Source organism: Streptomyces sp. NPDC098101 (assembly GCF_044760185.1).
In the GTDB taxonomy this organism is placed as follows: domain Bacteria; phylum Actinomycetota; class Actinomycetes; order Streptomycetales; family Streptomycetaceae; genus Streptomyces.
Genome location: NZ_JBIWAS010000001.1, coordinates 944311 through 955620 on the forward strand (window position 1 = coordinate 944311; position 11310 = coordinate 955620).

Below are 11310 nucleotides of genomic sequence, written 5' to 3' on the forward strand. Positions count from 1 at the left end.
TCCCATGACGACGACCTATCTGGAGCTGTCGCAGGACGGCGGCGGTGCCCACAAGTTCTACGAAGTGACCGTCGAGGACCTCGCGGTGTCGGTTCGCTACGGCCGGATCGGCACCGACGGGCAGACGCAGCGCTCCACGTTCCCGACCGCGCAGAAGGCCCAGGCCGCCGCCGCGAAGAAGATAGGGGAGAAGGTCCGCAAGGGCTACGCCCCCGCGGTGCGCGGAGCGCGCGCCGCCCGCTCGGTGACGCGCCGCGCCGTGGTTTCGGCGCCCTCCACCGCGCGGGCCGTCGCCCCGGTGCTCTGGCGCTTCCGGACCGGCTCGGCCGCCTTCGGCATCCACGTCGACGAGGAGCGCTGCTGGGTGGGCAACCAGGCGGGGGACGTCTTCACGCTCGACCGCACCGGCGAGGTGCAGGCCCGCTTCAGCCTGCCGGACGGCGTCAAGTGCCTGGTCGCCGACGACTTCTGGATCTACGCGGGCTGCGACGACGGCAAGGTGTACGACCTGTCGTCCAAGCTCCCCTTCGCCGCCTACGACATCGCCACCGACGTCGACATCTTCTGGCTCGACATCCACGAGGGCGTCCTGAACGTCGCCGACCGCTCCGGCCGGCTCACCGTCATCGACCACGAGGACGAGCACCAGTGGGCGCGCGGGGGCCGGGGCGAGCACGCCTGGATGGTCCGCGCCGACGGCGACGCCGTCTACTACGGGGACACGCGCGGCGTCGCGGCCCACGCGCCGGACGGCGGCGGCGAGCTGTGGCACACGGCCACCGACGGCACGGTCCTCTTCGGCTGGCAGGAGGACACCGCGGTCTACGCGGGCACGGGCCGCAAGAAGGTGCAGCGGCTCGCGAAGAAGGACGGACGGGTGGAGGCGGTGTACTCCTGCGACAGCGCGGTGTACTCCTGCGCCACCTCGCCCGGCGGCCGGTTCGTCTTCGCGGGCGACTCGTCCTCCTCCGTCTACTGCTTCGCGGAGGACGGCACCCGGCTGTGGAAGCTCGGCACGGGAGGCGGCTCGGCGCTCTCGATGCAGTACCGGGACGAGCGGCTCTACCTGGTGACCACCGACGGCTCGCTGGTCTGCGTGGACGCGAGCGAGGCGGCGATCGCGGCCGCCCAGCAGGGCACGGTCCCGGTCGCCCGGGACGTCAAGCTCGCCGCCGCGATGCCGGTGTACGAGCCGGCCACGACCGCCACCGCCGTGGCCGTCGTCAGCGACGCCCCGGCCGGCGCGGTGGTCGTGGAGTGCGTGAACGAGTCGGGCCGGACCCGGGTGCGGGTCGTCTCGGGGGGCTACGACTCCTCGTGGAACGTGCAGTTCCCGCGCGCGATCCGCGAGCCCGGCGCGCGGTACGTGGTCGACGCCCTGCACCCCGCCGCGGGCGGCTTCTACCGGGTCCGCGGCGACATCCGGCGACTGCTGTGACGGTACGGGGAACCGGGGAGGGGAGCGCCGGGGACGCCGGGGGCGTCTTCGAGCCGGCCACGGGCGACGGGCCGCCCCTGCTCCCGGCCGACGCCGAGCAGCGCTCCCGGGAGGTCCGGAGGGCCCTCGACGGGCTGCTCCAGATCAGACGGCTGACCCGAAGCCGGAGCGGGGACCCCGAGGGGGCGCCCGCCGACTGGGAGCTGCGGCGGCCGGTCCGGGCGGTGGCCCTGGCCCTGGAGGCCGGAGGGATCACGCCCTCGTCCGTGGACGCCTCCGGGGCACGCGGCTCCACCGGCTACCGGGTCCGGGCGGGGGAGCGGCCCGGCACGGCCGTGGTCGAGTGGCTGGGGCCGCCGGGCGCGGGCGCCGCCCGGGAGGAGGCGGAGGCCCTCGGCGCGTGCGTCCCCGTCCTGGCCCGGCTCGGCTGGGACGCCCTCCTCTACAAGGGGCCGCGCGGACGCCGCTTCCTGGAGGTGGAGCCGGGGGAGGCCTGAGCCGGGCCGGGGCTCAGGCGATCGAGGCGGAGACGATCGCCGAGACCGCGATGTTGCAGGAGGCGGTCACCCAGACCGCCGGGTGCGGCTCGGGGTCGACGAGGGTGGCGCCCAGCTTGCCCGGCGTGACCAGGTCGACGACGAGGAACGCCACCGCCATCATCACCAGGCCGAGGAGGCCGAATGCGGCGGTCGAGAGGAGGCCCTTGCCGAAGTCGTCGTACGTCGTCCAGATCGAGGTGAAGACGATGCCGCCGATGCCGAGGAGCGCCGAGCTGAGCAGGATCGCGGCGTTGCGGTTGCGGTCCTCCCAGATCTGCCGCCCGAGCTTGCCGGGGGTCAGCAGGTCCACGAGCACGATGCCGAGGATCAGCAGGACCACGCCGAGGGCGCCGTAGGCACTGGTCCGGCCGAGGCCGTTGACGATGTCGCTCATGGGATGCGGGCTCCGGAGGGTTCACGATCGCGGGGGATCGGTGGTCAAGGACCGGCAAAATGTAGCGCACGCGTCAACGACGTCCGCCGCCCGCCCGGAGACCGGACGGACGGCGGAAGGACGGCGGAAGGACGGCGAGGATCGCCGGAAGGCGGCGGCCGGGGCGCGTGGCCCTCCGTTCAGGCCCCCGGCGGCAGGTTCTTGGCGCGCGAGCGCACCTGGAGGGCGGTGACGATCTCGACGGCGCCGACGGCGACCAGCCAGATGCCGCCGAGGAGCGTCAGCACCGCCGCCGACTCCAGCGGGGACACGATGAGGACCACTCCGGCCAGCGCGCTGACGATGCCGAGGAAGACCTGCCAGCCGCGCGCCGGCATCGCCGGGTCGGAGGCCGCCGCCACGGTCTGGGTGATGCCCCGGAAGAGCCAGCCGATGCCGATCCAGAGCGCGAGCAGCAGGATCGACTGCATCGCGCCCCGGAAGCAGAGCAGGCCGAGCAGGATCGAGAGGGCGCCGCTGATGAAGGCCATCACCCGCAGCGCGGTGCTCACATGGGTGCCGAAGGCGGCGACCAGTTGCAGCACACCGCTGAACAGCAGGTACAGGCCGAAGAGCACGCCGGCCACGACCAGCGAGGCGCCCGGCCAGACCAGGACGAGGACGCCCAGGACCAGGGCCGCGACGCCGGCGAGGAGGAGGGCCTGCCAGGCGGCGCCCGCCAGCGCGCCGAGGGGACCGGCCGGTACGTCCCGGTCCTGGGGTCGTTCGTGGGACCGGTCGTGAGTCTGTGTCATGGGACGGAAACCGTTCTGTTCGCTGGGGAGGTGCGGCCGGTGGGGTTCAGAGGGGAGTGGCGTAGCGGCTGAGGAAGAGCGCCTCGGTCAGCGCCATGTGCTCGATCTCCGAGGGGTCCACGCTCTCGTTGGGCGCGTGGATGAGACAGCCCGGCTCCTCGACGCCGACGAGCGCGATCTCGGCGTCCGGGAAGTGCGCGGCGAGCACGTTGCACAGCGGGATCGACCCGCCCTGCCCCGCCTGCACCACGTCCTTCCCGTACGCCTCGCGGAACGCCGTCGCCAGGGCCCGGTAGGCGGGCCCGTCGGTGCGCGCCCGGAAGGGCTGGCCCGCGCTCTCCGGCTCCACCTCCACCCGGGCGCCCCACGGGGCGGTCGAGGTCAGGTGGTCGGTCAGGGCGCGCAGGGCGTCGTCCGCGTCGATCCCCGGCGGGACCCGCAGGCTGACCCTGGCCCGTACCTTCGCCTGCACCGCCGCCGAGGAGCCCACGACCGGCGGGCAGTCGATGCCGAGGACGGTGACGGCGGGCCGGGCCCACAGCTCGTCGGCGACCGAGCCCGTACCGACGAGGGACACCCCGTCCAGGACGCCGGCGTCGGCGCGGAACCGCTCGGCCGGGTAGTCGACGCCCTGCCAGGTGCCGTCGCCCGCGAGGCCCGTGACCGCCGTGTTGCCGTGCTCGTCGCGCAGGCCGTCGAGCATCCGGACGAGGGCGGCCAGCGCGTCGGGCGCCGGGCCGCCGAACATGCCGGAGTGCATCTCCCCCTTGAGGGTGGAGACGGTCACCACGACGTTGGTGAGCCCGCGCAGCGAGGTGGTCGCGGTGGGCAGGCCGAGCGCGAAGTTGCCGGTGTCGCAGATCAGGAGCGCGTCGGCGGCGAACAGGTCCGGCTGGAGCGGGACGAGCTTCTCCAGACCGCCCGTCCCCTGCTCCTCCGAGCCCTCCGCCACGAACTTGAGGTGCACGGGGAAGCCCCGCCCTTCCGGCCCGCCGAGCGCGCGCAGCGCCGTCAGGTGCATGGCGATGTTGCCCTTGCAGTCGGCGGCGCCGCGGCCGTACCAGCGCCCGTCGCGCTCGGTGAGCTCGAAGGGCGGGGTGCGCCAGGCGGCGTCGTCGAGCGGCGGCTGCACGTCGTAGTGGCAGTACAGCAGGACGGTGGGCGCGCCCTCGGGGCCCGGCGCGTGCCCCACCACCGCGTCCGTGCCGTCCGGGGTCGTCACCCGCCGCATGTCCTTCAGCCCGGCCTCGGTGAAGGCCCGGACGAGGAAGTCGGCGGTCTTCGCGCACTCCTCGGGAGGGAACTGGCGGGGGTCGGCGACGGAACGCATCGCCACCAGCTCGGTCAGGTCCTCCTTCGCCCGGGGCATCAGGGCCCGGACCCTCTCCCGCAGGGCTGCGGTCTCGGTGGACTCGGCGGTCATGCGCACCCACTTCCCTCGGGTCGCCCCCGGGGACGGTTCGCGACGGTCCCGGGACGGCGACAGCCCTCTCACTAAAACAACACCCGACAAAAGCCGCAAAAGGTGACTCTTATGGAGTACGGATCCCGGGCCCGGGCGGCGTGCTCCCCAGCAGGGGACGACAGTGGACGGCGTACGCCTCCCCCCTCCCGCACCTGGAGAACCCATGGGCCACCCCAACCGACGCGACCTCGGGCTGCTCGTACTGAGGGTCGGCACCGGAGCCGTGCTCGCCGCGCACGGCACGCAGAAGCTCTTCGGCTGGTTCGGCGGCGGAGGCGTCGAGGGCACCACCAAGGCGATGGAGGCCATGGGCTTCTCCCCGGGCCGGCAGAGCGCCATCGCCGCCGGTCTCGGCGAGGCCGGCGGCGGCGCCCTCCTCGCCCTCGGCCTCGCCACCCCGGCCGCCGGCGCGGCCGCGGCCGGCGCCATGGCGGGGGCCGTCTCGGTGCACGCCCCGGCCGGCTTCTTCGCCCAGGGCGGCGGCTACGAATACCCCGCCTTCCTCGGCTTCACCGCCGCCGCGATCGGCGTCACGGGCGCCGGGCGGTACTCCCTGGACCACCTCACCGGGCACGTCCTCGACCGGCGCTGGGTGGTGGCCGTCGCCTTCCTCGGCACCGCGCTCGCCGCGGCCGCCGTCGTCGGCCGCCGCGCCCAGGACCAGGCGGCTCCCGGGCCGGACCCCGAGCAGCCCTAGAGGGGGCCGGCGGGGACCCGCACGCGTTCGCCGCGCGGGAGGGTTAGGCTCGCGGGAGAGGAAGGGACGGGCGCCGCGCATGAAGATCGATCTGACGGACACCAATTCCAGCAGGATCAACAAGGCGATCCTGAAGGGCCGCAGGGACGTCGGCACCCCCGCCGTCGGCGCCGTGCTCACCCTCGTCGTCGTCACCGACGAGGAGAACGCCTACGACGCCGTCAAGGCGGCCGGCGAGGCCTCCCGGGAGCACCCCTCCCGCATCCTCGTGGTCATCAAGCGCCACGCCCGCTCCCCCCGCGAGCGGCACGAGACCCGGCTCGACGCCGAGGTCCGGCTCGGCAGCGACGCCGGTTCGGGCGAGACGGTCGTCCTCCGGCTCCACGGCGAACTCTGCGCCCGCGCCGAGTCCGTGGTCCTGCCCCTGCTCCTGCCGGACGCGCCCGTCGTGGTCTGGTGGCCCGTCGACGCCCCCGAGGTCCCCTCCGAGGACCCGCTCGGCGCACTCGCCCAGCGCCGCATCACCGACGCGTACGCGGTGGAGGACCCGCTCTCCGTCCTGGAGACCCGCGCCGCCTCGTACGCCCCCGGCGACACGGACCTCGCCTGGACGCGGCTCACCCCCTGGCGCTCCATGCTGGCCGCCGCGCTCGACCAGGCGCCGCTCGACGTCACCTCCGCCGCCGTCGAGAGCGAGGCGGAGAACCCCAGCGCCGAACTCCTCGCCCGCTGGTTCGAGGTCCGGCTCGGCGTCCCCGTCGACCGGGTCGTCACCGACGGCCCCGTCGTCACCGCCGTCCGCATGGGCACCCCGGACGGCGAGATCCTCATCGACCGGCCCGAGGGCCCGGTGGCCCGCCTCTCCATCCCCGGCCAGCCCCACCGCGTCCTTGCCCTCAAGGTCCGCTCCACCGCGGAGCTCATCGCCGAGGAACTGCGCCGGCTCGACCCCGACGAGGTCTACGAGGCCGCCCTGCGCGGCCACGCCCGGCCCGGCCTCCGGACGGCGTGAGGACCTTCCGGGACATCGTCAGGCCCGGTACGTGACCGCCGTGGCCAGCAGCCCGTCGGCCACCAGCCACCGGCCGGCGAACTCCGACGGGCCGGGGCCCCGGAGCAGTACCGCCCGGAACGACCCCGAGAGGTCGAGGGCGATGTCCGCCTCGTCGAAGCCGAGACGGGTCCGCGTCAGCGGGAACCACGCCTTGTAGACGCTCTCCTTCGCGCTGAACAGCAGCCGGTCCCAGTGCACGTGGGGGGCCGTGCGCGCGAGGCCCTCGACGCGGCGCAGCTCCGGGGGCAGCGCGATCGACTCCAGAACGTCCGGCGGAAGCGCCCGGTGCGGCTCCGCGTCGATGCCGACGGACAGCACCTCCGGGGCCCGCCGCGCGACGGCCGCCGCACGGTAGCCCTCGCAGTGGGTCATGCTCCCCACGACCCGCTCCGGCCAGCGCGGCGCGCCCCGCTCGCCCGGCAGCAGCGGCACGGGAGCGACGCCCAGCTCGGCGAGGGCCCGCCGGGCGCACAGCCGTACCGTGGCGAACTCGCGCCTGCGACCCTCCGAGGCCCGGCGGACCAGCGCCTCCTCGGCGGGGAACAGCAGCGCCTCCGGCGGATCGCCGTACGCCTCCGCCGACGCCACCCCCGGCGGCAGCAGCCGCTCGATCACCCCGTCGTACCGAGGGAGCGCGACGCGGCCGGGGCGGACCGGTCGCGTCCGCGCCGGGGGAGGGGAGGGGCGCAGCGGGACGCGTGCGCGTCCGGCCGCCCGGGCGCGGCCGTGGATCCGGTGTCCGTCATCCGGCCAGGCTCGGCGGCCCCGCTGAAGCGCCGCTGAAGGCGCCTCCCTCCCCCCGCCGGTGGTTCAGGGCTGCTTTAGAACGCGCGCCTAGCGTCCCCACGCAAGCCGGACAGAAGGCCGGACGCAACGCGAGAGGAGGACTTCACGTGGTGGACCTGGACCGTACGGTGCGTGTGCTGTCCGCGGGGACCGCCCTGCCGGGCTCCCCCGTCGACACCGAGGCGCTGGCCGCACGCTTCGGAATGGACCGGCTCTGGCAGCAGTGGGTCGACGCCTTCATCGGCACCCGCACCCGTCACCTCGCCCTCGACCTCGCGACGGGCGAACCCCGGGAATCGCTCGCCGACCTCGCCACGACCGCCGCCGCGACCGCGCTCGACCGCGCCGGACTGTCCCCGGACGACGTCGACCTCGTCATCCTCGGCTCCGCCACCCCCGACACCCTGATGCCCGCGACCGTCAACGTCGTCGCCGACCGGCTCCGCATCGACGGCATCCCCACCTTCCAGCTCCAGTCCGGCTGCTCGGGCGCCGTGCAGACCTTCGACGTGGCGACCTCGCTGCTCGCCGCAGGCCGCCACCGCACGGCCCTCGTCATCGGCGGCGACGTCATCGCCAAGCACTACGACGTGACCGCGGACCTCGGCGCCCTGCCGCCGGAGGAACTCGTCAACTACGTCCTCTTCGGCGACGGCGCCGGCGCGGCCGTCCTCACCACCGAACCCGGCCACGACGACTCCCCGGCCGTCCGCACCGTCCTGACCCGGCTGTCCGGCCTCGACCGGGAACCGGGCCAGGTGCTCCGCTGGTACGGACTCGCCGACCGCGACAGCCCCCAGCCACCCGCGGGCGAGGACTACAAGGCCATCGAGGAACTGGTCCCCGAACTCGCCGTCGAGGCGGCCGACGAGATCCTCGACGACCTCGGCTGGGAGCGCGAGGACGTCGACTACCTGCTGCCCCCGCAGCTGTCCGTCACCATGACCGACCGGATCGTCAAACGGCTCGACTTCCCGCTGGCCGAGGAGATCAGCTGCGTCGGCGACACCGGCAACAACGGCAACGCCCTGCTCTTCTTCCAGCTGGAGCGGCTCCTCGACGCGATGGACGCCCCGTCGCGGGCCGTCGCCGTGGCCATCGAGTCCAGCAAGTGGATCCGCTCGGGCCTCGCCCTGGAACTGAACGGGAACATCTGACATGAGTGCCGCACCCGGCCGCCCCCTGGACCGCCAGGAGTTCGCCGAACTGGTCCGCGACGAGATCGGCATCGACGTCACCGAAGCCGAACTCGACCTCCCCCTCGACGCGTTGACCGGCTGGGACTCCGTACACCTGCTGTCCCTGCTCGTCCTCCTGGAGAAGGAGACGGGCAGACAGCTGTCCCTGCCGGACTTCCTCGACGCGGGCAGCCTGGCCGCCGTCCACGAGACGGCCACCCGGTGACCGGCCGTCCCTTCCCCGCCCAGCGGCGGCACACCCTCTTCTTCCTCGACCAGATCAGGGACTTCTCCCCGGTCCACCTCGACACCGAGGTGGACGCCACCGCGATCGTCGCCGCCCGCCGCCGTGCCCGCGATGCCGGTGCGCGCCGCTCGGTCGTCGCCCACGTCGTGCACGCCGCCGCCGGAGTGCTCCGCGCGCACCCCGACGCCAACGCCGCGATCCAGGGACGGCTCGACCCGACCGTCGCCACCTACGACACCGTCAGCGCCAAGGTCACCCTCGACCGGACCCTGGGCGGCCGCCGCGTCGTCCTCGCCACGGTGATCCCCCGCCTGGAGGACGCCGGCCTCGACGCGATCCAGGAGCACCTCGACCGCGCGCTCGCCGACGACCCCGACACCGCCGAACGGTTCGCCCCCGTCCGGGCCCTGGGCGCCCTGCCCTGGAAGGAGGCCCTCGACCGGTTCCGGGCCGCCGCCGGACTGCTGGAACGCCGCCCGGAGATCACCGGCACGTTCAGCGTCACCTCGCTCGGCCACCGGGCCGTCGACGGATTCCACTCCGTCGGCGGCACCACCGTCACCCTCGGCGTCGGCCGCATCGCCGACCGGCCGGTCGTCCGCGACGGAGCGGTCGTCGTCGCACCGGTCCTGCGGCTCTCCCTCACCTTCGACCACCGGGTCATCGACGGCGCCGAGGCCGCCGACGTCCTCACCGAGATCAAGGACGCGCTGGAGGCGTACCCCGCATGACCGACACCACCGCAGGCCCCGGCCGCGGCAACGACCTGGACGAGCTCAAACGCTTCGTCGTCGCCCACGCCGTCTCCCAGAACCTCCCCGCCGACCACTACGCCCCGCTCCTGGACCGGATCACCACCGACGCCGGCGACGCCCCCGGCTCCTGGGCGTACGAGTGGATCCGCGCCGGCGACGAACTGGACGCGGCCGGACGGACCCTGGCCGCCGGACAGTACTACGTCCTGGGCCGCTTCCCGTTCGTGGACGGCCCCGGCCGGGCCCGCGCCCTGGCGCGCTCCGTCGACGCCTTCGACCGCTGGCGCAAGGCCGAGGAGACCGGCATCGAGGCCGGGACGGTCGACGTCGACGGCGTCCCCGTCCGGATCTGGACCGCCGGCCTCGACCCGGCCCGCCCCCGCCCGCTGCTCGTCGTGACCGGCGGGATCGTCAGCACCAAGGAGCAATGGGGGCCGCTGCTGCCGCAGCTCGCCTCCCTCGGCCTCGCCGCCGCCGTCGCCGAACTGCCCGGCGTCGGCGAGAACCCCCTGCGCTACGAGCGCGACAGCGCCCGCCTGTTCGGCGCGATCCTCGACGCGCTCGCGGACCGCGCCGACGTCTCCCGCACCTATCTGCTGGCCCTCAGCTTCAGCGGCCACCTCGCCGTCCGGGCCGCCCTGGCCGACCCCCGGATCCGCGGCATCGTCGGCAACGGCACCCCCGTCCACGACTTCTTCACCGACCCCGACTGGCAGCGGACCGTCCCCCGGGTCACCCGCGACACGCTCGCCCACCTCGCCGGCGTCCCCTCCGACACGGTCTACGCGCACCTGCGGGACTGGGCCCTCACCGACGACGAACTCCGCTCCCTCGCCGTCCCGTTCGCGGCGGTGGCGGCCCGCCGGGACGAGATCGTGCCGCCCGCCGACGCCGAACGGCTCCGCCGGAACATCGCCGACCTGCGGCTCCTGGAACACGACGACGTGCACGGGGCCCCCGCCCACCTCGCCGAGACGAAGGCGTGGAGCCTGCTCGCCGTCCAGGAGATGCGACCGGACGCCGACCCGGCGATCACGGAACGCCTCGCGGCGGCCCTCGCGGCGGCGCGGGACGCGGCGCGGGACGCGGTGCAGGACGCGGGGGCGGCGCGATGAGCCCGACGGGGAGCACGGCGACCACCGCGACCGCGGCCGGCACCCCCGCCACCGCGTCCACCGCGCGTACCGCCACCGCGGCCGACTGGCTCCGGCAGTACGCCCCCGCCGACGCCGGGGCCCCCTGCCTGGTGGCCTTCCCGCACGCCGGCGGGTCGGCCGGGTTCTTCGCCCCGCTGGCCCGCGCCCTCGCTCCCGCCGTCCGGGTCCTGGCCGTCCAGTACCCCGGGCGGGTCGAACGCCGTGCCGAACCGCCCGCCGAGAACGTCCGGGAGCTCGCCGGGCACGCGCTCGCGGCCGTCGCCGAGGCCGTCGCGGGCACCCCGGCGGGCGACGGGACCGCCCCGCTCGTCCTCTTCGGGCACAGCATGGGCTCGCTCGTCGCCTTCGAGGCCGCCCTGCTCGGAGAACGCGGCTCCGGACCCGCCCCCGCCGCGCTCCTCGCGTCCGGCGGCCGCGCCCCGGACCTGACCCGCGTGGACCCGGCGATCCTGCGCAGCGACGACTCCCTCGTCGAGGAGGTCCTGCTGCTCGGCGGCACCGACCGGACCGTCCTGGACGACCCCGACCTGCGCGAGCTGTTCCTGCCCGCGCTGCGCGCCGACTACCGGGCGCTCCAGTCCTACGTCCCCGATCCCGCCGCCCGCCTGCGCTGCCCCGTCCGGGCGCTCGTCGGCGACGGCGACCCGCTGGTGCCGGTCGCCGACGCGCGGCGCTGGCGGGACCACACCACGGGCCCCTTCCGGCTCCGGGTGCTCCCGGGCGACCACTTCTATCTGAATCCGCGGCTGACGGACGTGGCGGACACCGTACGCACGGTGCTCGCGGAACTGTCCTGACCGAGAGTG

At 74.8% G+C, this 11310-nt stretch carries 13 protein-coding genes; 9 read left to right on the forward strand and 4 right to left on the reverse strand.

Features of this window, described 5'->3' with window-relative positions; translation table 11 throughout:
* The first annotated feature begins 4 nt into the window (after positions 1-4).
* Positions 5-1438: a WGR domain-containing protein gene (locus ACIQVI_RS03890; protein ID WP_351969939.1), complete on the forward strand. Its 1434-nt coding sequence runs from the start codon at positions 5-7 to the stop codon at positions 1436-1438.
* Entirely contained in the window at positions 1435-1935 is a 501-nt protein-coding gene (locus tag ACIQVI_RS03895; protein WP_403590659.1) for a hypothetical protein, read from the forward strand. Before ACIQVI_RS03890 ends, ACIQVI_RS03895 begins: the two co-directional genes overlap by 4 nt.
* Positions 1936-1948: 13 nt before the next feature.
* On the opposite strand, the gene ACIQVI_RS03900 is transcribed toward ACIQVI_RS03895, so the two are convergent.
* The 3 genes from ACIQVI_RS03900 to ACIQVI_RS03910 form a co-directional block, all read right to left on the reverse strand.
* Positions 1949-2371 carry a DUF350 domain-containing protein gene (locus ACIQVI_RS03900; protein ID WP_121827873.1) on the reverse strand — a complete coding sequence of 141 codons (423 nt, stop codon included), beginning with the start codon at positions 2369-2371 and terminating at the stop codon, positions 1949-1951.
* Between the two features lie 179 nt (positions 2372-2550).
* Entirely contained in the window at positions 2551-3165 is a 615-nt protein-coding gene (locus tag ACIQVI_RS03905; protein ID WP_403590662.1) for an HdeD family acid-resistance protein, read from the reverse strand.
* A 46-nt stretch (positions 3166-3211) separates the two neighbouring features.
* Positions 3212-4588, reverse strand: coding sequence for a dipeptidase (locus ACIQVI_RS03910; RefSeq protein ID WP_403590665.1), 1377 nt, complete (start codon positions 4586-4588; stop codon positions 3212-3214).
* A gap of 205 nt (positions 4589-4793) precedes the next feature.
* Here ACIQVI_RS03910 and ACIQVI_RS03915 point away from each other — a divergent pair, with 205 nt between their 5' ends.
* Both ACIQVI_RS03915 and opcA read left to right on the forward strand, forming a co-directional pair.
* Positions 4794-5327: a DoxX family protein gene (locus ACIQVI_RS03915; protein ID WP_403590668.1), complete on the forward strand. Its 534-nt coding sequence runs from the start codon at positions 4794-4796 to the stop codon at positions 5325-5327.
* A 79-nt stretch (positions 5328-5406) separates the two neighbouring features.
* Complete coding sequence (opcA, locus tag ACIQVI_RS03920) at positions 5407-6339, forward strand: glucose-6-phosphate dehydrogenase assembly protein OpcA (protein ID WP_403590671.1); 933 nt, start codon at positions 5407-5409, stop codon at positions 6337-6339.
* A gap of 18 nt (positions 6340-6357) precedes the next feature.
* Here the strand turns inward: opcA and ACIQVI_RS03925 are convergent, their stop codons facing one another.
* Positions 6358-6996 (reverse strand): 4'-phosphopantetheinyl transferase, encoded by a 639-nt coding sequence (locus ACIQVI_RS03925; protein WP_403590673.1) that lies wholly within the window; start codon positions 6994-6996, stop codon positions 6358-6360.
* A gap of 278 nt (positions 6997-7274) precedes the next feature.
* Between ACIQVI_RS03925 and ACIQVI_RS03930 the strand changes: the two genes are divergently transcribed.
* The 5 genes from ACIQVI_RS03930 to ACIQVI_RS03950 are packed head-to-tail and all read left to right on the forward strand — an operon-like array spanning position 7275 to position 11301.
* Positions 7275-8324, forward strand: coding sequence for a 3-oxoacyl-ACP synthase III family protein (locus tag ACIQVI_RS03930; protein WP_351969946.1), 1050 nt, complete (start codon positions 7275-7277; stop codon positions 8322-8324).
* Position 8325: 1 nt separating this feature from the next.
* The gene (locus ACIQVI_RS03935; protein WP_161372103.1) at positions 8326-8571 is read left to right on the forward strand and encodes a phosphopantetheine-binding protein; all 246 of its coding nucleotides are present in this window, start codon (positions 8326-8328) and stop codon (positions 8569-8571) included.
* Positions 8568-9323: a 2-oxo acid dehydrogenase subunit E2 gene (locus ACIQVI_RS03940; protein WP_403590678.1), complete on the forward strand. Its 756-nt coding sequence runs from the start codon at positions 8568-8570 to the stop codon at positions 9321-9323. Before ACIQVI_RS03935 ends, ACIQVI_RS03940 begins: the two co-directional genes overlap by 4 nt.
* A complete protein-coding gene (locus tag ACIQVI_RS03945; RefSeq protein ID WP_403590681.1) occupies positions 9320-10462 on the forward strand; it encodes an alpha/beta hydrolase in 1143 nt (380 codons plus the stop codon). The genes ACIQVI_RS03940 and ACIQVI_RS03945 overlap by 4 nt, the downstream gene beginning before the upstream one ends.
* Positions 10459-11301 (forward strand): thioesterase II family protein, encoded by an 843-nt coding sequence (locus ACIQVI_RS03950; protein ID WP_403590684.1) that lies wholly within the window; start codon positions 10459-10461, stop codon positions 11299-11301. Before ACIQVI_RS03945 ends, ACIQVI_RS03950 begins: the two co-directional genes overlap by 4 nt.
* Positions 11302-11310: the final 9 nt, after the last annotated feature.